Raw genomic sequence first — 25,102 nt, 5'->3', positions numbered from 1 at the left:
GTCCATGAATGGAACCAATCCAATTGAGGGAAATGGAGAAGATACGTGTCATTGGTTTTACAGTAACCGACAGTCTACGTAATATCATTGAAAAAGGGTTTGTGCGGGATATGCATAATACGATAAAGGATCGAATGTCTGAATTGGAATCACGAACAGGGAACGGGGTATATTTGATTCAAATTTATCCAACTGATGAAGCATTTACACCTGACCTCCCATATGAAAACATCGTCGGCGTCGGGGTTTCGAATGATCAGCATATTCCTGAAGGTATGATGGAGTATACGATTCCTGCAGGGCGCTATGCCCACTTTTTACATCAAGGTCCAGAATCGAATATTCACCAAACGTATGATGGAATTACGGAATGGCTTCGGAATCAATATTGCGATCCGTCAAGGGAAATAGACATCGAGTATTGGGATGACCGATACAAAGGGGAAAGCGAAGACAGCGAAATTGACTTGTATGTTCCGTTACGAAAATAAAGGGGGAGACCAATGGAAAGTTTCGTCAAATGCATTGAAACCATCTATTTGCCTGTTGCCAGTCCAAAAGCGTCGGCAGAATGGTATGAGAAGCATTTGAAACTGAAAACAGCAGCTCCAGTTGAGGCGGACGCTACACAAGCCCAGCTCGCTTTAGGGTCAGGTCAATCCATCTTTTTGATTCAAAGTAAGGATCTCGTCAATGCGAATTTCGCGGAAATTGGTGGCGAGGAACAATGTTCGCTCACACTGGAGGTAACGGATTTTCATCGTCTTTATGACGAACTACAAAAAGCAGGCGCGACAATAACCGCAATTGAAGACAATCAAGAGTGCGGAGAAAACTTCTATCTGTATGACCTCGACGGAAATAAAATCGACATTTGGAGCGGCTGGCCAGCTGTTCCGGAATCAAATTAATAATGATGAAGAGCTTAAAGCGATTTTAGCTAAAGCTCTTTTTTTTATGTTTTGGAATGAAAGTGAACACGAAAACCATCCTTGTCGATAGGATCTTCTTTTTTGGACATCTTATGTAGAAGACAAGTGGGAAGATCTGAAAAGGGAGGTTGCTTTATGGTATCTGCAAAACAAAGGAACTTGATTCTGTCATTGCTTTTCATTGGGTGGGCAATCGGGAATTTTGATCGTTATTTTATTAACTATGCAATTTTGTCCATCACTGAGGATTTACAATTAAGTCCGACGAGCACTGGACTCATTTTAAGCAGCTTCTTTTTAGGTTACGCAATCATGCAAATTCCGGGCGGCTGGTTGGCCGATAAATTGGGCTCCAGAAAGGTCCTGATCGTCTCCGTTCTCATGTGGTCGATCTTTACCGCTTTGACAGGGGCGGTTTGGTCATTGACTTCGATGATTGTCATCCGGTTTTTGTTCGGAATCGGAGAAGGCGGATTTCAACCGTCAAGTTCGAAATTAATATCACAAACCTTCCCGAGTGACAAACGGGCTTGGGCGATGTCGATCATGCTGTCGTCGGGAGGAATTGTGTCTCTGATCGTACCGCTTCTTTCTGCGTATATGCTAACGACGATCGGGTGGCGTATATCGTTTCTTATACTTGGTGGTATAGGGGCACTTATCACGGTCCTCTACTGGGCCATCATTAAACTACCTGCACAGCTAGTAGATGAAGGGGGAAAACAGGCGGGTAAGTCTGAGGATGGGATTTTTAAACAACTTATGAAAACACCGCTCATGTTGAATCTGTTTATCGCTTATTACAGCATTTACGCCATTAACTGGGGCTTGGCGACGTGGTTACCGACGTATCTCACAAACGTAAGGGGTTTAGATTTGATTTCACTTGGTTGGGCGCAGACGGTTCCAGGTTTAGCGATGCTTTTCGGCATTTATTTTGCTGGATTTGTCATCGACAGACTTCCGTTCGGCAAGGAGAAAATAATCGGTGCTATCTCTTGTGTTGTCGTTGGTATCCTTTTATATCTCATGTACAATGCGCCAAGCGTAACAATGTTCGTTGTATACCAGACGATTGTCATCATCTTCATCTCGTTTGTCATTCTCCTGCTGCCAGCAATTATTCTGAAAAGGTTCCCGTCTACTGTAACAGGGACAAGCATGGGAATTGCAAATACAGGCGGTCAGTTAGCCGGTTTTGTGACGCCACTTGCAATCGGGTTTATAGTGCAAGCCTTTAACGGGTCATATAATGCTGCTTTTTGGATGCTCATCATTTTCGCAGTTATCTGTACGGTTTCACTATTGACGATGAATTACCGGAAAGGCGAGCTGCTTCAAAAGGAAGCTTAAAGAAGGAGAAAAATCATGGAAATACTAAACACCATTTCAACTGGTATTGAGGAAAAAAAAGATAAATTCATTACGTTGAGCAATAAAATTTGGGAAGTACCTGAATTATATTTCCACGAACATCAATCATCCGCCTATCTTATAGGGGCGTTAGAAGAGGAGGGTTTTCAAGTCGAGCGTGGTGTTGCGGGTCTTAGCACCGCTTTTGTCGGGAGTTTCGGGAAAGGGAAACCGGTTGTCGCGATTCTCGGTGAATACGACGCTTTGCCAGGGCTCAGTCAGAAGAAAGGGCTTACGTATCACGATCCTGTCATCGAAGGCGGAAATGGGCATGGCTGCGGCCATAATCTTCTTGGGACAGGTGCGTTTGCGGCGGCGGTCGCCGTGAAAGAGTATATGGAACAGAACGGTTTGCATGGAACGGTCCGTTATTATGGCTGCCCTGCAGAGGAAAATGGATCCGGTAAAGCGTTCATGGCGAGGGCCGGTTTGTTTGACGATGTAGATGCCGCGTTCTCGTGGCACCCTTGGGATGTACCGGGATTGATGAATGTGAGGATGCTTGCCAATTATTCTGCACGTTTTAAATTCAAAGGGAAAAGTGCCCATGCAGCAGCGACACCTCACTTAGGCAGAAGCGCGCTCGATGCGGTCGAGTTGATGAATGTCGGTGTCAATTATTTACGGGAGCATATGGTGCCGGACGCACGAATTCATTATGCAGTGACAGATACGGGCGGCACTTCGCCGAATGTCGTCCAGGCAAATGCCGAAGTTGTCTATTTAATCCGGGCAGCGGAAAAGGACGAAGTGGAATCACTTTACGAAAGAGTCCACGATATTGCACGCGGGGCTGCCTTGATGACAGGGACGACTTTTGAAGTCCAATTCGTAGGAACCGCGTCAAATCTAATTCCTAACTCTGTCCTTGCTGAAGTCATGTATGAAAACCTCGTGAATGTCGGGGTTCCGACCTACGATGAAGCGGACCTTACATTTGCGAAGGAGATCAGGAGTACGTTGTCAGAGGAAGACTTGAACAATGCGTATGCTGGAAGGGACCGAGAAACGGTGAGAAAGCTGAAAGAAAGGGTGATTGCTGATCTCATTCCGCCCCATTCTACTACGGAAGCGATTCTTTCAGGCTCCACAGACGTTGGGGATGTTAGCTGGATTGTGCCGACGATGCAATGTCTTACAACTTGTTTTGCACTCGGCACCCCGCTCCATACATGGCAAGTCGTGTCGCAAGGGGCGACTCCAATCGCTCACAAGGGAATGTTGCAAGCGGCGAAAGTAATTGCATCGACTGCAGTACAAGTGATGGAAAACCCGAAGATTATTGAACGTGCGAAAGCCGAGTTGCAGGAACGCTTAGGTGGCAAAACGTATCACTCGTTAATTCCTGATTCGGTTAAATAAAGTATCGACAAAAGTATCGTGAGGACACTCTCCGGTACTTTTTTTGTGGGCGAAGTTGCAAAAGAATGGAATGAGGCTCATACTATTTAATGTTTCATTAATATAGTAGGGAGCAAATAGAAATGAAGAATATAGCAACACTACAAAAAATGTCACCTGCCTATGATCCGTGGGAAGCTTACTTGGACATGCAGGATCATGGCAAATTAACATTATCGAGCATTGAATTTACGACTACATATTTGTGCAATATGCGATGCGAGTATTGTGCAGTTGGCTATATGTTGCAGAATAAAGATCCGGACGCTTTACCGATCGACTTGCTTCTATCCCGCCTCGATGAAATCCCACATTTGCGGACAATTAGCATTACAGGCGGCGAGCCGATGTTTTCCAAAAAATCGATTGACCAATACGTTTTGCCTTTATTGAAATACGCGCATGAACGAGGTATTCGCACGCAAATGAACTCGAACTTGACGATGCCTCTCGAGCGGTACATGGGAATAGCACCTTTCCTTGACGTCTTGCATATATCTCATAATTGGGGAACCGTCGATGATTTTGTAGATGGCGGCTTTGCGAATATGGAAAGAAAGCCATCGAGGGAACGCCGTGCTGAGCAGTTCCAGCGGATGATCGACAATAGCCGGGCGTTGGCGGAGGCGGGCGTCATGGTATCAGCTGAAACGATGTTGAATAAACGGACCCTTCCGCATCTCGGCCATATTCATCGCCAAGTCGTTGAAGAGATGAAGTGCGCAAGACATGAGGTGCACCCGATGTACCCAAGTGACTTCGCTTCGCAGCTTGAAGTTCTTTCATTAGATGAAACGAGAGAAGCAATCCATCAATTATTGGATATGCGAAATGAAGACGTGTGGATGCTATTCGGCACATTGCCGTTTTATCCTTGCAGTCAAAATGAGGAAGACTTGAAGCTGCTGCAACGTATTTACAGCAGCAAAAACGTCTCGGTCCGCAATGATCCGGACGGCCGCTCTCGTCTGAACGTCAACATTTTCACAGGAGACGTCATCGTAACCGATTTTGGAGATACACCTCCAATGGGCAATATCCAGCATGATTCATTAGCTGAAATGCTCGACCGATGGCTTGACCGTCCTCTTGCAAAATCGATCAGCTGCCACTGTCCAGCCGTGAAATGCTTAGGGCCAAACTTATTAGTGAAGGACGCGTATTATCCGGAGGAAGACTTTACGAAGAAACGGGCGAATATTGTAGTAGATTGACGAGAGCACTGATGCTAGCAATTTATTTCTATTAGAATCAAAACGATCGGCCATAAAAAAGAGTAAAAGGACTTCCAAATAGAGGGAAGTCCTTTTCTTATCCTACGTTATAACTTTTTCTTAATTACAAGAACGAATTACCTTACTGTATACTCAAATGGAAGAGATTTCTGTATATTAACCTCACTCTGGGGGGAGATCATCATGTTCATAGGGTCGATTTTCATAAATGTTATCGTTCCCATTTTGATCCTACTAGTAATTGGTGCAAGTTTACAAAGGAAGTTTGCATTCAACTTAAGGGCGATTTCGAATTTGATTACGTATTGTCTTATGCCCGCCGCTGTTTTCATCAATCTATATGAAACGGAAGTCGATGCTCATGTCCTTTTTGAAATCATCGGTTATTTGTTTGCCTTCAGTGTAGCCATCATCGTTGTCACAACTGTTTTGAGTAAATTATTGAAGTTAGACAGAGGGGAATCTGCGATATTCAAAAATAGTATTTCGTTAATTAATTCGGGGAACTATGGAATTCCGGTCAGTCAGCTGCTATTCCAAGCAAATCCCCTCGGCATCTCCATCCAAATTATCGTGATGGTTTTTCAAAATATTTTAACGTATACATATGGATTGTATAATTTGATATCTACAACGAAGTCGGGGTTGGAAATTCTAAAATCGTTACTAAAAATGCCTGTCATCCACGCGATGCTCCTCGGCAGTTTGTTGAATTGGCTGCAAGCCCCGATTCCGAAATTTGTCTGGCTTCCAATCAGTCATCTGGCCGATGCATTTTTGGCAATTGCACTTATTTTATTAGGAGCACAGCTCGCTCAAATTCAAATCAGAACGATTATGAATCGGACGATACTCGTTAGCAGCATCGGAAGGCTGATCATAGGCCCGAGTGTTGCATTGCTTCTCATCTTTCTTTTCGGAATCGATGGCATTGTCGCCCAGTCATTGTTTATCGCAAGTTCCTTCCCTACGTCTAGAAACAGTTCGACACTTGCGTTGGAATACGACGTGTATCCGGATCTGGCGGCACAGACGGTTCTATTTTCAACCGTGTTAAGTGCGATTACGGTTACGGTTATCGTTTATTTATCTGCGATATTGTTTGTTTGAAGCGTTGAGAATTTATTTTTTAAAACAAAGGGAATAACAGGAATTCGTCGTAACATAAATTAGACAATTAATGGAGCAAGGGAGAATGACGATGGGGATCCAAGTGGAGAATCAACAGGTTGTCATTAAAAGTGAGGTCATCTTGAAAGGTACAATGACCTTACCCGCTACAAAAGAAGATCTGTTACCTGCAATCCTGATACTTGCCGGATCAGGTAAGCTGAACCGGGACGCGAACGCGGAAAAAGGGAAATTCCAGTTCAATTTGTATCGGGACCTGGCAGAGCACCTGGCAACGTTGGGCTTTGCAACTCTTCGATATGACAAACGAGGTGTTGGGGAGAGTGAAGGAGTTTTTGAACAAACAGGGCTTTGGGACGCAGTGACGGATGCGGCAAATGCCCTTGAGTTTTTGGCATCTCATCCAAACACCGATCCGCATCGGCTTATTGTGGTAGGCCATAGTGAGGGATGTATTGTTGGCACTGCTTTATATGAGAAAAGACCGTTTAATGGATTGGTTTTATTGTCCGGTGGAGGCGGAGGGTCGCGTGAAAGTCTGGATCTCCAAAGGCAACACTTATACTCCGAGTTGAAACAAGCGAAGGGTTTGCAAGGGTTCATCATTCGGAAATTCAATACTTTGGATAAAAGCGAAAAACAGGCACAAGCGACGTACAGGAAATTGACGACGACAAATAAGGATGTAATCCGGGTTGCCGGTTTAATTAAGATGCCCGCGAAATACTACCGCGAGCATTTCGATTACGACATTGTCGAAGGCTTGCAACATGTAGCATGTCCTGTATTAGCGATAAATGGCTCAAAGGATTTCCAATCCAGTGTTGAATTTGCAAAAAGGATACCTGAAAACGTAAAAGGACCTTCGACATGCATCGTTGTGGAAAATATGGATCACGGGTTGAAAGAACAGCTGACACCACTCTCCCCTTTCACTTATAAGAAGGATTACATCAAGACGATTGGTAAACCGATCCATAAAGAGGCAATCAGGAATCTAGATGCCTGGCTGAGTGAATGGAAGGAAGGTGCCTTTCAAATAGCTGCAGAAAATTGATGGAATTCAGACGCCAGGCAGCTATGCTTGATAGGTAAAAGGTCATGAAATGACGATAAACTTGTGAAAGTGACCGAAAACTCCCCGCGGGTGACCGATACATCTGCCGAAGTGACCAATTAAATTGTGAACTTGACCGATAAATTCCCGGAATTGACCGATATTCCGCCAATGGAGTTAGAAAAGCCAACTAAAAAGGACTTCCGGATAGCCGGAAGTCCTTTCATGTATCAAAGAATGATTAAGTTTTTCGGAGACTTCGTGATAATCTCAATGCTATCCTGCTTCACGATAATATCATCCTCAATCCGCACCCCGCCTAGACCAGGAATGTAGATGCCTGGCTCGACCGTCAACACCATTCCTTCCTCGACAAGTAGCTCGCACGTCGGATTCATGAATATATCTTCATGGATGTACAAGCCAATTCCATGCCCCATGCCATGTCCATAATAATCGCCATACCCTTTTTCGCTGATCACATCACGGGTTAATGCATCCGCTTCTTTCCCGGTCATGCCGACTTTGATACCCGACAGCGCATTTTCAAGAGCATCATGGACAATCGAATAGATTTCCTTCAGTTTCGGGTCAGGCTCGCCGACTGCAACCGTTCTTGTCATGTCAGAGCAATATCCCTTATAGTAAGCACCGAAGTCAAGTGTCACCATATCCCCTTGCTCCACTACTTTCTCACTCGCTACGCCATGCGGCAATGCGGAACGCACGCCGGAAGCGACGATCATATCGAAGGAGGAAGAAGTCGCGCCCAATTTTCTCATATGGAATTCCAATTCATTCGCGATTTCAATCTCAGTCCGTCCCGGTTTTATGAACGTCAAAATATGCTCAAATGCAGTATCCGCAATTTCAGCAGCTTTTTTCAAGATGGCTACTTCATCATCATTTTTAATCATCCGTAACTTTTCAACGACATTAGATACGGGCACGAGTTCTGCTTTGGCAGCCTTTAGAAGTTGGGAGTAATAAAAATAAGATTGATGCTGCTGTTCAAATCCGAGCTTCTTAATTCCTAAGCTTTCCGCAAGAGTAGAAATCTCTTCATAAATAATGGATCGATCGATTTCCCTCACAGTAAAATCCGTCACTTGCGCATTCGCCTGGCTTGTATAGCGGAAATCAACCAATAAATATGCTTCCGTCTTTGAAACAAGCACCGTCCCTGCTGTTCCGGTGAAATCGGTCATATATCTCCGATTGTACGGGTCCGTAATAAGCATCCCGTCAATTCCTAATTCATCAAATCTGTCTCGTAACTTCACTAGTTTCTCCATTGTCAGACCCCCAGTAATAAAAATATTCCCATTATTACTATGACATAAGAAGCAGGGGAATAATAGGGGGGTGGGAGTTCAGTTTTACCGGAATAAGGTCACAAAATGACGATAATACTCGGGAAATGATTGATATCTAATAGAAACGATGCGAGGCTCGCCAGCTTCCGCCAATTTGTAGTATGTCTATGCCTTCTTTTGTGAATGCTGTAAACAAGCAACTTAGAAGGAGGAGATATGATGTTGAAATTACAGACGGAGCTCGAAGGGCAAATCGCTTCATTCGGTTTGGTGAGAGATTGTATTCGTGAACTCGGATTTCACATGGGCGGAAACTGGGATTATAACCGTGGATGCTTCGACCATATTTTGTGCCAGGAAGGCGGGGAAACGATCTATATCCGACTTCCTTTTGTTGTAACGGAAGGCGAACTTGACGACTATGAGGCTTACATTAAATTCGGTACACCTTTCGTCATCAAGCATGTCGTGCATGTCGGTCTGGATCGGGACGGTGACTCACTATTGGATGCGACTGGCTTCAGTCAATTCCAGCAGCCGATTGATAAGGACGGTAATATTATTAATAAAAACAGATGGATCCACGCAGGTGAAGTCGCCGTGAAAGAACTTTTGGACTGTATGTATGCGCAAGAGCTTCTGAAATCCAGTTAATACTTTCCTTTGTAAAAGCAATGTACCTAGCGTTGTACTCAGGTGCATTGCTTTTTAATTTATAAAAGTTAATATTTTCTGTTAATTAATATAGGAGTATAGTAGAATGGAGATAAGTGGAAATAAAATATGTTCGGGGGGAATGGACATGATTTTATCAGTGAAGGACGTATACAAATCATACGGCAAGGAACAGGTGTTGAAGGGGATTACGTTTGATATCGAGGAGCCGCAGATTATTGCGCTCGTTGGACCGAACGGGTCGGGGAAGTCGACGTTAATGAACATCATAACGAACTTGCTGCACGCGGATAAGGGGATTATAAAGGTTCTCGGGAAAAGCAATCGCGACCCGAATATTTTCCGTGAGATTTCGTTCATGCAGGATAATACGGTGCTGTACGACTATTTGACGGGGTACGACCATCTTCAGTTCATCTGTGATGTGCAAGGATTGTCGAAGAAGCAGCTGCTGGATACAGCGGATCGTATTGGCATAACGAGTTATTTGAACAAGAAAGTGAAAAATTACTCGCTTGGAATGAAACAGCATTTGCTGCTCGCGATGGCCGTCGTAAACAAGCCGAAGCTGATGATTTTGGATGAGCCGCTCAACGGTCTCGACCCAACGAGCGCAATCCGTGTACGTGAATTGCTCCTCGCACTACGTGAGGAAGGGACGGCTATTTTATTGTCCTCTCATAATCTAGCGGAAATTGACCGGGTAACGTCATCGATTTTATTCCTGAAGCAAGGGAATTTGATTCAGGAAAATATGGCCGAGTTTGAGCAAGTTCGCTATCAAATAACTGTTAACGATGTTGTAAAGGCGGAAAAGGCATTGGCAGCAGTGGGTATCCCCGTCGAGGTAGTGGATGGACGACTACATCTGTACCGGAAGGACGTTTCGCTTGACCGTGTGTTCTATTTATTGGAACAAGAGCGGATCATCATTGATGATATCGACAAAAAAGTGTTCGGATCGGAGGAGCGCTACAGGAAGATCTTCACGGAGGCAAAGGCCGATGAGCTTGTTGAAGTTTGAGCTGAAGAAGATCTGGCGGCAGAAGAAGCTTGCTTGGTTATTGGTGATCGTGCTGTTATGCATCAGTTGGGTGTTCTATCAAAATAAAATAGAGCAGGATCTAATGAAGAAAGAGGCCGAGGAAAATATTTCATTCATTGTCGGTAAGGCAGATGAATTATATGCACAGCTCCTGCCATTGAACCGGGAAAACAGGATGACGGAGGAGCAGGCGAAGCAATTTGAGAGCTTAAACAATATGGCTCAGGCTCTCTTTCTTTGGAAAAGCGCTATCTACGGAGAGCGCTGGCATGAAATCCCACAGATTGAAAACGATTTTTTGACAAATTTAGCGAAATACGAGGAAGCGGGCGGCGTATTTACAGCCTTAGCAGGTGTTGAGAGGGAGAAGGCAATCGCAAAGAATGCCTATTTGGTAGAACACGGGCTGCCGTATGCGAATGAAACATATCCCGTAACCCCTGCTTTGCAAATGGGTAAAATCGCCACAATTTTGTTGGGACCAGGCGGGCTTTTATTGCTACTCCTTCTATTCGGGAATTCGTATATGTCCGAGAAGGAGCAACAGACATTGTTGACGTTACGAACGCAGCCCATTCGTAGATGGAAGCTGTTGCTTGCGAAATATTCCGGAATGCTAGTTGTGATGGTCTTCTTCCTGGCTGTCATAGTAATTGGAGGGTGGACGATTCCCAACGTTTTTGGGGATACATTCAATGACTTGTCGTATCCACAGTTCCTTGAGACGGGCGATTCTTTCGCCATTATTCCCGTTTGGCAGCATTTGTTGAACGTCACCATCCTATTTCTAGGAGCGGCGGCATTTCTCTTTGCCTTGTCACTCTTGATCGGAACTCAGTTGAGAAGTTCATTTGCCAACATCATGTTTACAGGCTTCATCACAATGGTCGGAGTCGTACTGACGGACACACTGGCTATCATTCAGACGCCTTGGAACCCTTTCCAGTTCTTCCGTGCAGACCGGTTTCTAACCGAAATGCCGGTCTATCCGATATGGCTTTATGCTGTTTCGGCGTTTCTATGGAGTGTCGTATTGCTTGCAGCGACCATTTTATTGCGCGAAGGCGGACGGGGTTTATTTAAATCGGCTGAGGAACTGAAGCCATTCCGAAAAGGGCGGCCGAAACATTTCCGCGCTCTTTGGAATACAAGTTTGTTTGAATGGCGGAAGTCGCGGCGAAGGGGGCTTGTAGGTCAATCTTTGATTGTCTTATCCATAGCAGTTGTCGTTGGCTACTTCATTTTCGCGGAGCAAGTGAAGGTGAAGGAGAAGGAAGCTATTGAAAGAATAACGTTATTTATAGAACAGACAGAGACGGAAATTATTCCTTTCTATATGAAAACGATCGAGGAACTAGAGAAAATGATTGAAGCCGCAAACGAGAAGGGTGAAGATGGAGAATTCATCTATGGGCATAATATTGAAACTTACCATGGTTATATAGAGAGTGCCCGCGAAGAGGCGAAACTTGCCGTACTGGCGTTAGATGCCTATGGAAAGCGGGATTGGACGCCATTTTATGAGTATCAGCTGTTCAATGACCGCCGAATATATGAAATGCAGGCCGAGGCAAAGAAGTACATGCAACTTCCGCAAAGTATCTTTGGCTATGAAACGAGCATTGCCCAAAAGGAATGGATGGAAGAACATGAAATCCGTCCTGTCTTTTCAGGTACGTACATTCCAAACATTTATGACAACTGGAAACCGGAACAGCGGAGGGAAAAGGAATGGACCGACAAGATGAACCGGAAAGTGGATCATAGCGGATTGTTTTCGTTATACATGTATTTCCGAGACTATCTATACTTAATTCCCCTGCTTTTATTCATGCTTCTTGTCGGCGCGGGATTTGCAGGCGAGCGTGGAAAGAGGCCGACGCTACATCTGTTGAAGACGTTACCCATCACAAAGCGGTCCCTCTTCCTTGGGAAAGTACTTTACAGTTCCGTTGTGGCGATAGGGAGTGCGGTTGGCATTTTCCTGTTTACCGTGCTGGTCGGGACGGTGTTCAACCGGTTCGGCGACTGGATGTACCCGGTGCTGCATTACCATAGCAAGCGAGAAGTTCAGTCGTTCGACTATACAGGGTTGAGGGCTTTCGAAGGTGGCTATCACTTCACGCCGCTCGGAGAGTATTTGTTGAAGGCGCTTTTGCTCTATGTCTGTGTCGTATTATTCCTTCTCGCGTTAACAAATGTCCTAGGGCTCTTCATACGCCAGCCGTTAGCTGTGTACGCACTGACTGGATTGCTCAGCGGCGCGGGTTACTTGTTGAGTTGGAAATTGGACGATTTCACCCAGTACTCACCTTTCCTTTATTTGAACATACCGAAAATCGCTAACGGGGAGATTTTGGCGCTATTGAACAATCCAGCAATAAGCGTATATATGGGCTGCGCTATGCTGCTCGGAGCGACGGTTTTTCTTTTGGTGGTCGCTTATGTTGGATTGAGGTTTGAGAAGAGATTTGTGAAGACGGGGAAGTCGGTTACAGCGACGGTATGAATGCTGGGGAAGGGGGTTGGAGTTATGGGTTTATTGAGGTTTGAAATGAAGAAGATTTGGCGGCAGAAGAAGCTGGTTTGGTTGCTTTTGGTAGTGGTCTTAGGTGTTGGGGGCGTCTTTTACCAAAACTATTCTGAACGAGAGGCCATGAAAGAGAGGGCCTTGGAAACCATTCGACCGTATTCGGAAGAGGTTGACGCTCTGTATCATTTCTATAAGGAACGCGAATATAGAGAAGAATTAGATGATGCGATGCGACAGCAGCAGGAGCATATCGCTGAATTGGGGACCATCTTCTTTCGTTGGAAAGGGGCAATCCATAACGCTGATTGGGGTAAAATCCCTGCCATAGAACAGGACTTCTTGAAGAGTGTGGAGTTGTTGGAGGTGGCGGAAGCTGGATTTGGTTCGCTGTATGGATTGGAGAGGGAGAAGGCAATCCAGAAAAATGATTGGCTTCTCAAGCATGAACTCCCTTATGTGGATGACGAATATCCGATTTCGCCGGCTCTCGTGTTAAAGCGAATCTCCAATCTTTTATTAAGCGTAGGCGGGATTTTGTTTCTCGTGCTCTTCTTTGGAAATGTCGTGACGTCTGAAAAGGAGCAGCAGACTTGGTTGACGCTGAAAACACAGCCCATTGCCAAGTGGAAACGTATCGTAGCGAAGTATACAGGTGTGCTCATTGTGCTTTGCGTTTTTCTCCTTATTGTTTTATCTATTGGATTGCTGATTCCTTATGCATTCGGTAAGCAGGCATGGAATTTCACCTATCCGCAGCTCATCCAATCCGGAGGTGCATTTACATTCATTTCGACATCTGCGTATTTGGCTCGGCTCTTTTTGCTGTTTTTCTGTGCGGGTACATTGATTTTCAGCTTCATCATGTTACTGAGCACGCAATTTAGAAGCTCGTTTGCAGTTTTGGTGTTGACGGGGTTCGTTGGAGCTGTTGGGTTTTCGACGACATTGCTCAATGAAGGGATGCAGACGATTTGGAATCCGTTTCATTTATTGAACATCACAACGATTGTCTCTGAAACGGTGGACGGCTCGTTTTGGTTATTTCCAATGGCTGCGGTTTGTTGGACTTTGCTGTTGTTGGCGGCGGCTATCGTAATGCCTGAAGAGGAACGGGGATTATTTGGAGCATCGGACATGAAGAAGCCTTTTGACAAGGGAAGAACTAGACATGTCCTGGAGGCATGGAACAGCGCTCTGTTTGAATGGAGGAAGTTGAAGCGGCAGGGATTGTTTAGACAATCCATCATTGTGCTTGGCCTTTTTGCTGTGATTGGCTATTTTTTGCTCGGGCAGATTTCGCTGAAAAAAGAGGCGGAGTATATAGAGGGGTTGGATGAGAGTATAGCTTTATATAAGGACATTGTTATTCCTGATTACGAAAGACAGTTAGATACGCTCGATATTGAAAAAGCCGAGGCTGAAAAATCGGGTGATGAAGCAATGATCATGTATTACGAAGATGTTGCGTTGCATCATAGGGAAACAATGCTCGCATATTTTCAAGAGATCCTTGCCAATAGTGAAATGGGTAAAATAGCATATGAGAAGCAGGATTGGCAATCCTTCTACCGATATCAGCTTTTCAATAATAGGCAGAGCAGTGGAGAATTTACGAATAAATATGTTCACTGGGAGATCGGGCAACGCAGCTACGTCATGCTGGAAGCGAGCAAGGCGGAGAAGGAGTGGCTGATGAAGCATAAAGTTCAACCGATCATCTCAGGTGATGAAATCCCGACGATTTATGAAAGTTGGCACGATAAAGAAATGAAGAAATGGCATGTGGAGAAGAATCGCAAGGTCGATAACAGTGGATTGTTTTCGCTTTATCTCTACATGGACAACTACGTCTATTTCATTCCGGTGTTATTATTGCTGTTTGTCACAGGTGCTGGATTCGCGGGCGAGAAAGGGAAACGGCCGACGATCCAAACGCTGCAGAAACAGCCGATTGCAGTACGGTCGCTTTTCTTTGGAAAAGTGATTACGGCGATCATTGTAGGGATTTCCGGCTTAGTGGGGATCTTTGCATTCGTCTTGCTCGTCAGTACGCTATTCAATCGCTTCGGAGACTGGTATTATCCGATCTTTCATTACAACAGCAAAAAAGTAGTGGAGGCTGAAGGATACACGGGGATGAGGGCGTTCGAGGGCGGCTTTGATTTCATGCCGCTAGGCGAATATGTGCTGAGTGGGGTAGCGCTATCCGTTTGCATCTTCCTGTTTTTGATTGCTTTGACGCATGTATTGGGGCTTTTCATTCCACGGGCTTTTGCCGTATATAGCTTAGTGATGTTAATAAGTGGAGTCGGGTATTTTCTGAGTGTTAAGCTGGGCGATTTTGCGCAATTTTCTCCGTTCACGTATTTGGATATCGGTCGGATCCTCAATGGGGAAGTGGCGACAGTGTTGAATAATCCGGGTGTGACGGTGTTGAATGGGTGCTTGGTGCTGCTTGGAATGACGATACTACTGACTGGAATCGGGTATGTATTGCTGGGTTTCAGAACACGGGTGTTTTCCAAGGTGTCAAAAACTGTCCCCGCCTCTACAATTTGAATCCAATTTTAAAAAAATAAATCTAACTAAAGAGCCTCATAAATATAGAAAAGAAGATGAACACTACATATTGTAGAGATCATCTTCTTTTTCATTGTTTGTCAACAGCCCCTAGAGCTGTTCATCTTAAATCTTAATGTCAATCGTCGCATTTTTCTTTAACTCTTCAACCTGCTGAGCGAGTTTTTGCTGTTGTTTTTGTTGCTGAAGAGATTGTTCTATTTGTGGTTTTATATCTTCAAGCTTTGGCACTTCTTGACCAGTGCTCTTTCCTTGTTCCGCATATTGATCATACATTTGTTGAATTTCTTCATCGGTTATTTTGCCAACCGGCAATTCTTTCTCTACGTACTGTTGAAGTTTGATATTGTCAGCTATTTTAGTTTCAAGTGTTTTCATATCTATGCCGGTTTGTTTAAGAGCGGTATCAAATTCTTTTTCTGTTTTAAACTGTTTTTTTAATTCGTCCAGCTGCTTAGTAACATCTGCCTCTGAAGCTTTATAGCTTTTTTTATTTGCCTCTTGAAGAAGAAGCGTTTGTCCGACTAAGCTGTCGATTGTTTGGTTTTTCGCTTGCTCTGTAGCTTCTTTGGAAGTCGGATCTTGTCCCATTAGCTGCATTTGCCCTTGTATAGAGGCTAAAGCGGTATTATAGTCACTTCCTAAAATCTCTTCATCATTTACGATGGCAACAGTTTTATTTTCATCTATTTGCTGTGCTTCTAATTTCTTTTGCATTTCTGCCATTTGCTTTTCCTGTTCCTTCTGCTGATCGGTTTCCGCTGTTTTTGCTTTATCATCATTTGTAGCTTCTGTATTTTCTTCATTTCCTCCGCAAGCCACTAAAACAACGGCCAATAGACCGGTAATTAACGTAAACATCATTTTTTTCATAATCGATCTCCTTCCTGGAGCTAGAAGTATAATTTTCATTAAGAAAATCATCTAGTGTGCATTATAAAGTTAATCCTATGAAAAAGAAACAGTACACAATCGTATTTAATATTTTTAACAAGGATGAAACATTTTGTAATGTTAATGGATGCGTGTAAATAGGCAAATGTAGTGTTGGAATATTGATTTTTAGGTAAAGAAATATTTCAAAGTCGGTACTGATTGAAATTGAGTGGAATAGGTAGGGAACAATTCATTTTTTTATAAAATAATAGTAAAAGGGCGATGTATGTACAATATGCATCGCCCTCTATTGCTAACCAATACTTACATGTTGTCTTTACCTTTTCGGCTCATAATCAAGCATTTGAAACATCTCTTTTAATTCCTTTTCCGTCAGGTCGCGCCATTGTCCGATCGGCAAATTGCCGAGATGGATGTTCATAATACGTGTGCGCTGTAGGCGTCGGACGTTGTAACCGAGTGCTGAGCACATGCGGCGGATTTGGCGGTTGAGCCCTTGCGTCAACGTGATATTAAATTTGCGGGGGCCCAGTTGTTTCACTTTGCATGGTTTCGTTATTGTGTCGAGGATTTCGACGCCAGATTCCATTTTGTGAATGAATTCCTTTGTGATGGGGCGGTCGACGGTAACGATATATTCTTTTTCGTGGCCGTGTTCTTCGCGCAGGATTTCATTGACAATATCCCCGTCATTCGTCAGAAGCAGCAAGCCGTCGGAGTCTTTGTCGAGTCTTCCGATATGGAAGATGCGGAGCGGGTGGTTGACGAAATCGACGACATTCCCTTCGATGTGGCGTTCGGTTGTACTTGTGATGCCAACGGGTTTATTGAGAGCGATATAGACGAGCTGCTCTTCGGTTTTCACAGGTTTGCCGTCGACATGAACTTCATCGCCCTGTTCGACTCTGCTTCCGAGTTCGGCTGGCTGACCGTTAATTGTGACGCGTCCGTCTTCGATCCATTTATCTGCACCGCGTCGGGAGACGATACCGGCTTCGCTTAAGTATTTATTGATTCGCATGAGGTTCACCTTTTTCGAGTTTCTTTCCCACTATTGTACAGCTTGGGCGATTGTTATACAAAATTGGGGGACTGCATATATTATCGAAAGGTTGACAATTGATTGAATGAATAGTAAGGTTAAAGCAACTTTTTTGTTCGGAGAGGGTAGAGGGGCCGGGAGCGGCGCCGCCCAGGAACAGATGAGCCTAGTTGAGAAGAGCATAGCTGAGAAATTGTTGAATAAGAGGAGTAGCATCGGAATCGCGATGTAGAGAGTCAGTGGGTGGTGGAAACTGATTCGTGGCCGGTGTGAATGGACTTATGAGAGCTGCCTGGAGATTTCTAGGCGGACGTCTTTCCCACGTTACGGGAAGCGCCTTTTTTAGGTGCGCCGAGTGGAAGCTGTTTTGTGATGGCTTCAAATAGAGGTGGCAACGCGGGTAATCCGTCCTCTGCAATTGGACTTTTCTGTCCTTTTGCAGAGGGCTTTTTTGTTTTTCTTGGGATTGCGTTAGGGTGTTATAAAGTTATGCGCGAATTAGCGGCGGTTATGCTCAAGTTTCGGTGAGTTTTGCGTGAATTAAGAGGTGATATGCGCGATTTTGCACTAGTTATGAGCGATTTCAGAGGAGTTATGCTCATTTTGGGACTTTTGGCAAATATAGAACGCGCCGTGGATAATCAATTAATGTTCGTTCAATGGGAGTTCGTAGATTGTCAAAGGCATTTAGCGCGTAATTGGAAGTCACTAAGCCATGAAAGTTTCTCCACGTCCTAATGATCGCGGGGTAAAAAGTATGCTCTCTCAAAACCTGTCGCGCCAAGTGCTTTTGACAAATTAAAGAAAATGATCGATAACGCACCACCCACAAAAAGAAGAGGAGAGATGAGATGGAAAAGATGAGTTTGCGTATTACGGAGAAGAAGATCGAAGGGGATTCGTTGACGCCAATCCTCATATTCAGGCGGTTGCATGGGCGTCGGCGGTTTTTATTGGAGAGCTCGTCGCAGCATGATCGGTCGGGGCGGTATTCGTTCATCGGGATCGATCCGGTGAAGGCGTATCGCGGAGGGAATGGCCGGCTGGAAGAGTTCGTGTATGCGACGGAGAAGACATATGTGCATGAAGGGGAAATGTATGCGCTGCTGAAAAGGCTTATGCCTCGGATTGCCGAGCACGGGAAGTATCCATTTATGGGAGGTGCGGTCGGGTATGTCGGCTACGGTGCGGCACGTGTGGAAGGGATTCGTGCTAAAGAGAATCAGTTGCCCGATGTATATTTCAATATTTACGACACGGTCATTATCTTCGACCATCTGTTGAATGAAGTGACGTTGTTGCATACGGAAATCCGTCCAGAGTATGCAAAGCCTGACTTGAATGCATTGGCAGAGCTCATTAGGAATGGTCAGGTCGAAGAAGAGAAAGGTGTATCGGTTTCCGATTACCGCTGTGCTTTATCACAGGAGGAATTTGAGGACAGAGTGCGTCGTGCGAAGGGGTTCATTGAAAAGGGCGCGATAGAACAAGTTGTCCTCTCGCGCAAGCTAGAGGCGGATATCGAAGGGGATCCATTCGATCTGTACCGGCGGCTGCGTAAACAGAATCCATCGCCGTATATGTACTATATGGAATTCGGCGATCATACCGTCCTCGGTGCCTCGCCGGAAAGCCTTGTCAAAGTGACAGATGGAACAGTCGTGACGAACCCGATAGCGGGAACGCGGCGCCGGGGACGGGATGAGCAAGAGGATCAGGTGTTAGAAGAAGAGCTCCGGAGCGACCCGAAAGAACTTTCGGAGCACGACATGTTAGTTGAATTGAGCAAGAAAGAGATGGGGATGGTCTGTGAGCTAACGTCCGTGAACGTAGCAACTTACATGGAAACCGTCCGATACGAGCATGTCATGCATCTCGTTTCAGAAGTGGTAGGAACACTTGCCCCTGAGGTACATGCGCTTGATGCACTGAAGGCGACACTGCCTGCTGGAACAGTGACGGGCTCGCCAAAAAAGCTTGCTATGGACATCATTTCGCAGTTGGAGGATGAGCCACGTGGAATCTACGGAGGTGCAATCGGTTATATCGGCTTGAATGGAAATATTGATTTTGCCCTGACAATCCGGACGATGCTTGTGAAAGATGGGGTTGCTTCCGTGCAAGCAGGGGCAGGTGTTGTGAAAGAATCCGTGCCTGCTTTGGAATATAAGGAGACTGTGAACAAAGCCCGTTCATTACTAGAGGCTTTGAAATAACAAGATAAGAATAGAAGAGGAGAGATGAGCGATGAAAAATTATACGAGAATAGTAGAGGGCGGACGCCATTTGCAGTACGAAGAGATGGTGGAAGTGGCCGATCAGATGTTTTCGGAGGACGTGGATGTTGATGAACTGGCGGCGTTTCTTGTTGCGCTATCCAAAAAAGGGGAGACGGCGAAAGAAGTAGCGGCCATCGCATCAGTAATGACGTCCCATGCAGTACCTTTGGATGTTCCTACTGCCCGTTATGTAGACAATTGCGGCACGGGAGGCGACGGATCGAATTCGTTCAATATTAGTACAACGTCGGCGTTCGTAATGGCGGGTGCCGGTGCAAAGGTAGCGAAGCACGGCAATCGTAAGATTTCCAGTGCCGCGGGGAGCCAAGATGCACTTGATGCACTCGGCATCCATTCACGTTTCACACCCGAAGATATGAGCCGGATGCTTAAGGAAGAAGGGATTGCATTTTTATTCGCGCCAATTGTCCATCCGAAAATGAAAAAAATCGGTGAAGCACGTCGTGAAATCGGGAAACCGACAATCTTTAATCTTGTTGGACCCCTTGCAAATCCGCTACAGCTGGAAACACAATTCACGGGCATTAACCGGCCGGATTTCCTAATGGAATATGCTGCCGTTCTGCGGACCCTTGGCAGGGACCGGGCGATTGTCGTGTCGGGAGCTGGCGGAATGGATGAAGCGTCGCTTGCCGGACAAAATTCATTTGTCCTGATGGATAAAGGCGACTTGATTCCGTTCTCATTGACCGCGGAAGACGTGGGGCTTTCATATGCTCCTCTATCAGCTATACGCGGCGGGTCCGCCGAGGAGAACGCCGCCATGATCCGCTCTGTGCTTAACGGTGAGCGGGGTCCGCGCTTTGACACAGTCGTGTTCAACGCAGGACTAGGCCTGTTTGCAAATGGGATGGCGGATTCAATTCAAGAAGGGATTGAGCTTGCAACTGACAGCATTCTATCGGGAAGTGCGATGCAGAAGCTCGAAGCGGTCGTTGCATTCAGCGAACAAATCGGACAGGAGGCAATTGCAAGATGACAATTTTAGATAAAATTCTACAAACGAAGCGGTTGGAAGTGAAGCAACTGTTAATGGAAGAGCGGAACGTTTCATGTGAAACTATGAAAAAACGACCTTCTTTATTTGAAATACTAAAGAAATCAGATCGGTTGGAAGTACTTTCGGAAATGAAACGCGCATCGCCTTCGAAAGGATTGATAGCGGGTCAAGCGAATCCGGTTGAGCAGGCAAAGGCCTATGAAAAAGCTGGGGCTGCTTGCATCTCCGTATTGACAGATGCGACCTATTTCAAAGGGTCCTTCGACGACTTGGCGGCGGTTGCAGAAGCTGTCCAAACACCATTGCTTTGCAAGGATTTCATCATCCACGAAGTTCAAATCGACCGCGCGAAACAAGCCGGAGCATCCGTTATCTTGCTCATAGTGGCGGCACTTGACATTTCTACGATCGAAAGGCTTCACAACTATGCGACAGCGCAAGGGCTTGAAGTTCTCGTTGAAATTCATGACGCAAAAGAATTAGAAACTGCTCTCGCCATCAATGCAAAATTAATTGGCGTCAATAACCGGGATTTGCGGACGTTCGAAGTCGATCTTGCGAGGACGGAAGAAGTGGCAAAACATTTCCCGTTCAATGAAAACCATATATTTATTAGCGAAAGTGGCATTATGAATCCGGATGATGCGAAACGGGCGGCGGTAGCAGGAGCAAGCGCGATCCTTGTCGGTGAATCGCTTATGCGGAGCGCTTCCGTAGAAGACTCACTCCGTTCGCTTCAAGTACCAAAAGTAGGTGTACCTCTATGACGAAAGTGAAGATTTGCGGATTAATGGAGCCGGAGCACGTACAAGCTGCGGTTGAAGCGGGTGCGGATGCGGTCGGATTTGTATTTGCACCGAGCAGACGCCGTGTCGCGATTGAGGAAGCGAAGGAACTAGCACGATTGGTTCCGGATCATGTTATGAAAATAGGAGTTTTTGTTGATGCGGATCAGGAGGAGTTAGAGCGCACTTTCCGGGAGGTGCCGCTCGATTTCATACAGTACCACGGGGATGAGTCTTCTGAATTTATTAGAAAAATCGGACTTCCTTCCATTAAAGCGTTATCAGTGCGTAGTAGTGAGGATGTAGAAAAGGGAAGTTCCTATCGGACGGACTATGTGTTATTCGATACGCCTGGCATTGAATTTAAAGGTGGTAGTGGGAAGGTGTTTGACTGGAGCTTGGTCGAGGAAGACGTGCCGCGGAAACGGATGATTTTGGCTGGAGGTCTGAACGCGGAAAACGTCAAGGACGCGATTCGACAAGTTCGTCCGTTCATGGTGGACGTGTCGAGCGGAGTGGAAATCGATCGAAGGAAAGATGAGACGTTGATCCGCGAGTTTATTCGCGCAGTGAAAGAGGAGGAGAGCTGAGATGGCGGTTGAGTTGAGTAAAGGTAGATATGGGAAGTTCGGCGGGCAATATGTGCCGGAGACATTGATGACGGCGTTGCATGAATTGGAAGAAGCATATCGAGAGGCGAAGGCAGACCCTGCTTTTGAAGAGGAGTTGGACTATTATTTACGTGATTTTGTCGGCAGGGAAAATCCGCTCTATTTTGCGGAGCGGTTGACGGAGAAGGTCGGAGGCGCAAAAATTTTCTTGAAACGGGAAGATTTGAATCATACGGGTGCCCATAAAATAAACAATTCCCTCGGGCAGGCACTCCTTGCCATGCGAATGGGGAAAAAGAAAATCGTGGCAGAAACGGGCGCCGGGCAGCATGGTGTGGCGACTGCGACGGCTTGTGCATTATTCGGGTTGGAATGCATCGTTTTCATGGGGAAGGAGGATATCCGCCGTCAGGAGCTGAACGTGTTCCGGATGGAACTGCTTGGCGCGAAAGTTGTGTCGGTCGACAAGGGCTCCGGTACGTTGAAGGATGCCGTCAATGAAGCGCTTCGTTATTGGGTCGCGCATGTGGAAGACACGCATTATATTATCGGTTCGGCCCTCGGGCCACATCCGTTTCCGGAAATTGTCCGTGATTTCCAGCGGGTGATTGGTGTTGAGACGCGGCGGCAAATTGTCGGGAAGGAAGGTCGTCTGCCTGACGCGGTAGTTGCTTGCATCGGGGGCGGGAGCAATGCGATCGGCATGTTCCACCCGTTTGTCGAAGATGAGGGAGTTGCGCTGTATGGTGTCGAAGCGGCAGGAAGCGGCATTTCGACAGGCTTTCATGCGGCTGCCATTGCGGACGGCAAGGAAGGCGTCTTGCATGGGGCGTATATGTATGTGCTGCAGGATGAGGACGGTTTTATACAAGAGGCGCATTCGATTTCAGCAGGGCTCGATTACCCAGCAGTCGGACCGGAGCATAGTCATCTGCATCATATCGGCCGGGTGACGTATACATCCGTGACGGATGCGGGTGCATTGGAAGGGCTGCAATTATTGTCGAAGACGGAAGGAATTATCCCAGCCCTTGAAAGTGCCCATGCCGTCCAATACGCTGTGGAGCTTGCGAAAACGATGGAAAAAGAGCAAATTATCGTCGTCTGTTTGTCTGGCCGCGGCGATAAAGACATGCAAACAGTTCGTGATGTGCTTGGAGGTGGAGCGGAATGAAAACGTTAGAGAAGCAGATTCGTACAACCTTGGCGGGAGGGAACAAGGCATTTGTGCCTTATATGATGGCGGGCGATGGGGGGCTCGGGACGCTGAAAGAAAAACTGCTTTTTTTACAGGAGGCAGGCGTAACGGCGATTGAGGTCGGCATTCCGTTTTCGGACCCAGTTGCGGACGGGGAGGCGATCCAGCAGGCAGGAGCACGTGCACTTGAGGCAGGCGTGACGCTGCGAAAAGTACTTGCAGAGCTTCGACAATGTAAAGGGGAAGTGGCGGTTCCTTTACTCATTATGACGTATTTGAATCCGGTATTGGCGTATGGCATCCCGGAGTTTGTCGAAGCATGCGGGCAAGCGGGCATTAAGGGGCTGATCATCCCGGATGTGCCGCTTGAGGAAAGCGGTCCGCTTCGTGAAGCGCTGAAGGGGACGGATATCGCATGGGTTCCCCTCGTAACGCTGACGAGCCCCGATCGACGGATTGCGAATATTGCGGCAAGTGCGGAAGGGTTTTTGTATGCGGTAACCGTTAACGGGATCACTGGAAAAAGGAATGAGTTTGACTCGAGCCTATTTTCACATCTAGAACGTGTCAAAGAGATGAGCCCAGTACCGGTTCTAGCGGGCTTTGGCATCTCGACACGAGCGCAAGTGGAGGAGATGGGCAACCATACGGACGGAGTCATCGTCGGAAGTGCAATTGTCGAAGCTTTTGAACGTAATGAGTTGGATGGAATACGCAATTTAGTGCAAGGAGAAGTCGGGGAATTAAAAATTATTAATTCTTCTTATTGAAACTTTTTAGGCATGTATGACGTACATATAGCAAAGGAGTTGTACGGCATGCAAATGGATATGATCAGGCAGGAAGTAGAAACGACATATGACAAAGTGAAATCCTTGGCGGGTTGGAGCGTTGATAAGAACGTAGTATTAACGATCACTTCGTATTATGTGACAGCAGCGAAGGAATTCGACGCTGTTATTTTCAGCCGGGCCATGGCCGCCTTGAAAGAAAGGGCGGGCTGGTTTTCACCATTGCGGGGGCATCTGTTGCCGATGATGGCTGCATTTCTTACACAGTCCGACGACTCGGTCGATGAAGCAGCAGATCGTCTCATGGAAAAGCAGCAGGTGCTAAAGCAGGCTGGTTTCCGGAATACGATCCATTCCTATCTTGCCGCACTACTCATGGACGATGATGCCAATACGTTTCGTGAAGAGGCGACTCGGGCGAAACAGCTATATGATGCGATGAAAAAAAAGCATTACTTTCTTACATCGGACGACGATTACGCATATGCAATGCTGCTTGGTAAAAAAGGGGAGGACTCAGAGGACCATGCCCAGGCAATGCGAGCATACTACGATGCACTGCACGAAGAGGGGTTCCGTACGGGCAATGAACTCCAATGGCTATCGCAAGTCATGACATATATCAATATCTCTTTCGAGTCGCAGCTCGTTAAAAGGGCTTGGGAGATTTACCAAATGCTTCGGAAAGAGACAAAAGCGAAACCTGTCCATTATCCGATGATCGGGTTTCTAACGGTGTTCAAGGTCGAGGATGGGAAGATCGAAGAAATCATCCGGTTAACGGAGCAGCTAGAGCAATCAAAACGATTCAAGTGGAATAGGGAAATGGCCCTTTCCATCGCAATAGGCCATGTGATGCACCAGTTGACGGATAGTGCAGATCAGGTCAGCGTCAGTTTAGCTGCATCAGTGGACATGATCCTGCAGGCACAGCAGGCAGTAATGGCCGCAACGGTAGCCGCTGTCGCAGCATCCTCTACAAGCTCGTCGAATGGATAATCATTGAAAAAATAACATAATTAGGCGAAAAAAGCTGTTGTACAATAGCAATGGCTTTTTTCGCCTGTTTTTTTATGCGTCGCGAAGAAAGAACGAAAAAAATAATTAATTATGTATTTTTGCGAAAACGCTTACATAGCAATGTTTGTAACACGTTTGTC

At 46.0% G+C, this 25,102-nt stretch carries 21 protein-coding genes and 1 other annotated feature; of the genes, 18 read left to right on the top strand and 3 right to left on the bottom strand.

Going from position 1 to position 25,102, the window contains the following annotated elements:
• Positions 1 to 8: 8 nt before the first annotated feature.
• The 7 genes from MHZ92_RS05115 (at position 9) to MHZ92_RS05085 (ending at position 7,169) form a co-directional block, all read left to right on the top strand.
• Positions 9 to 491, top strand: coding sequence for a GyrI-like domain-containing protein (locus MHZ92_RS05115; RefSeq protein WP_239430475.1), 483 nt, complete (start codon positions 9 to 11; stop codon positions 489 to 491).
• Between the two features lie 12 nt (positions 492 to 503).
• Positions 504 to 911, top strand: a complete 408-nt coding sequence (locus MHZ92_RS05110; protein ID WP_239430474.1) for a VOC family protein — start codon at positions 504 to 506, stop codon at positions 909 to 911.
• Between the two features lie 156 nt (positions 912 to 1,067).
• Positions 1,068 to 2,285, top strand: coding sequence for an MFS transporter (locus MHZ92_RS05105; RefSeq protein WP_239430473.1), 1,218 nt, complete (start codon positions 1,068 to 1,070; stop codon positions 2,283 to 2,285).
• Between the two features lie 15 nt (positions 2,286 to 2,300).
• Positions 2,301 to 3,707 carry a M20 family metallopeptidase gene (locus tag MHZ92_RS05100; protein ID WP_239430472.1) on the top strand — a complete coding sequence of 469 codons (1,407 nt, stop codon included), beginning with the start codon at positions 2,301 to 2,303 and terminating at the stop codon, positions 3,705 to 3,707.
• Positions 3,708 to 3,829: 122 nt separating this feature from the next.
• On the top strand, positions 3,830 to 4,960 hold the full coding sequence (gene yfkAB / locus MHZ92_RS05095) for a radical SAM/CxCxxxxC motif protein YfkAB (RefSeq protein ID WP_239430471.1): 1,131 nt from the start codon (positions 3,830 to 3,832) through the stop codon (positions 4,958 to 4,960).
• Positions 4,961 to 5,161: 201 nt separating this feature from the next.
• Positions 5,162 to 6,091, top strand: coding sequence for an AEC family transporter (locus MHZ92_RS05090; protein WP_239430515.1), 930 nt, complete (start codon positions 5,162 to 5,164; stop codon positions 6,089 to 6,091).
• Between the two features lie 85 nt (positions 6,092 to 6,176).
• Positions 6,177 to 7,169 carry an alpha/beta hydrolase gene (locus MHZ92_RS05085; RefSeq protein WP_239430470.1) on the top strand — a complete coding sequence of 331 codons (993 nt, stop codon included), beginning with the start codon at positions 6,177 to 6,179 and terminating at the stop codon, positions 7,167 to 7,169.
• Positions 7,170 to 7,399: 230 nt separating this feature from the next.
• On the opposite strand, the gene MHZ92_RS05080 is transcribed toward MHZ92_RS05085, so the two are convergent.
• On the bottom strand, positions 7,400 to 8,464 hold the full coding sequence (locus tag MHZ92_RS05080; protein WP_239430469.1) for a M24 family metallopeptidase: 1,065 nt from the start codon (positions 8,462 to 8,464) through the stop codon (positions 7,400 to 7,402).
• A gap of 240 nt (positions 8,465 to 8,704) precedes the next feature.
• On the opposite strand from MHZ92_RS05080, the gene MHZ92_RS05075 reads away from it, so the two are divergent.
• The 4 genes from MHZ92_RS05075 to MHZ92_RS05060 all read left to right on the top strand — a co-directional run bounded on the left by MHZ92_RS05075 (position 8,705) and on the right by MHZ92_RS05060 (position 15,297).
• Positions 8,705 to 9,139 carry a YugN family protein gene (locus tag MHZ92_RS05075; RefSeq protein WP_239430468.1) on the top strand — a complete coding sequence of 145 codons (435 nt, stop codon included), beginning with the start codon at positions 8,705 to 8,707 and terminating at the stop codon, positions 9,137 to 9,139.
• A 148-nt stretch (positions 9,140 to 9,287) separates the two neighbouring features.
• Positions 9,288 to 10,184, top strand: coding sequence for an ABC transporter ATP-binding protein (locus MHZ92_RS05070; protein ID WP_239430467.1), 897 nt, complete (start codon positions 9,288 to 9,290; stop codon positions 10,182 to 10,184).
• Complete coding sequence (locus tag MHZ92_RS05065; protein ID WP_239430466.1) at positions 10,165 to 12,714, top strand: ABC transporter permease subunit; 2,550 nt, start codon at positions 10,165 to 10,167, stop codon at positions 12,712 to 12,714. Before MHZ92_RS05070 ends, MHZ92_RS05065 begins: the two co-directional genes overlap by 20 nt.
• The gene (locus MHZ92_RS05060; RefSeq protein WP_370644617.1) at positions 12,715 to 15,297 is read left to right on the top strand and encodes an ABC transporter permease subunit; all 2,583 of its coding nucleotides are present in this window, start codon (positions 12,715 to 12,717) and stop codon (positions 15,295 to 15,297) included.
• A 126-nt stretch (positions 15,298 to 15,423) separates the two neighbouring features.
• Here the strand turns inward: MHZ92_RS05060 and MHZ92_RS05055 are convergent, their stop codons facing one another.
• Together MHZ92_RS05055 and rluF are read right to left on the bottom strand one after the other, a co-directional pair.
• Entirely contained in the window at positions 15,424 to 16,191 is a 768-nt protein-coding gene (locus MHZ92_RS05055; protein ID WP_239430464.1) for a SurA N-terminal domain-containing protein, read from the bottom strand.
• 340 nt (positions 16,192 to 16,531) lie between these two features.
• Positions 16,532 to 17,236 (bottom strand): 23S rRNA pseudouridine(2604) synthase RluF, encoded by a 705-nt coding sequence (gene rluF / locus MHZ92_RS05050; protein ID WP_239430463.1) that lies wholly within the window; start codon positions 17,234 to 17,236, stop codon positions 16,532 to 16,534.
• 208 nt (positions 17,237 to 17,444) lie between these two features.
• Positions 17,445 to 17,673 (top strand) — a binding site (T-box leader).
• A gap of 435 nt (positions 17,674 to 18,108) precedes the next feature.
• Here rluF and MHZ92_RS05045 point away from each other — a divergent pair.
• The 7 genes from MHZ92_RS05045 to MHZ92_RS05015 are packed head-to-tail and all read left to right on the top strand — an operon-like array spanning position 18,109 to position 24,941.
• The gene (locus tag MHZ92_RS05045) at positions 18,109 to 19,473 is read left to right on the top strand and encodes an anthranilate synthase component I family protein (protein ID WP_239430462.1); all 1,365 of its coding nucleotides are present in this window, start codon (positions 18,109 to 18,111) and stop codon (positions 19,471 to 19,473) included.
• Positions 19,474 to 19,504: 31 nt separating this feature from the next.
• Positions 19,505 to 20,536, top strand: coding sequence for an anthranilate phosphoribosyltransferase (trpD, locus tag MHZ92_RS05040; protein ID WP_239430461.1), 1,032 nt, complete (start codon positions 19,505 to 19,507; stop codon positions 20,534 to 20,536).
• Positions 20,533 to 21,324 carry an indole-3-glycerol phosphate synthase TrpC gene (gene trpC, locus MHZ92_RS05035; protein ID WP_239430460.1) on the top strand — a complete coding sequence of 264 codons (792 nt, stop codon included), beginning with the start codon at positions 20,533 to 20,535 and terminating at the stop codon, positions 21,322 to 21,324. Before trpD ends, trpC begins: the two co-directional genes overlap by 4 nt.
• Positions 21,321 to 21,932, top strand: a complete 612-nt coding sequence (locus MHZ92_RS05030; RefSeq protein ID WP_239430459.1) for a phosphoribosylanthranilate isomerase — start codon at positions 21,321 to 21,323, stop codon at positions 21,930 to 21,932. Before trpC ends, MHZ92_RS05030 begins: the two co-directional genes overlap by 4 nt.
• A 1-nt stretch (position 21,933) precedes the next feature.
• Entirely contained in the window at positions 21,934 to 23,127 is a 1,194-nt protein-coding gene (trpB, locus tag MHZ92_RS05025; protein WP_239430458.1) for a tryptophan synthase subunit beta, read from the top strand.
• On the top strand, positions 23,124 to 23,921 hold the full coding sequence (gene trpA / locus MHZ92_RS05020) for a tryptophan synthase subunit alpha (RefSeq protein WP_239430457.1): 798 nt from the start codon (positions 23,124 to 23,126) through the stop codon (positions 23,919 to 23,921). The genes trpB and trpA overlap by 4 nt, the downstream gene beginning before the upstream one ends.
• A gap of 48 nt (positions 23,922 to 23,969) precedes the next feature.
• The gene (locus MHZ92_RS05015; protein WP_239430456.1) at positions 23,970 to 24,941 is read left to right on the top strand and encodes a DUF4003 family protein; all 972 of its coding nucleotides are present in this window, start codon (positions 23,970 to 23,972) and stop codon (positions 24,939 to 24,941) included.
• Positions 24,942 to 25,102: the final 161 nt, after the last annotated feature.

It is taken from the genome of Sporosarcina sp. ACRSL, assembly GCF_022346605.1.
GTDB lineage: Bacteria > Bacillota > Bacilli > Bacillales_A > Planococcaceae > Sporosarcina.
This window is presented reverse-complemented; position numbering and strand designations above follow the sequence as displayed.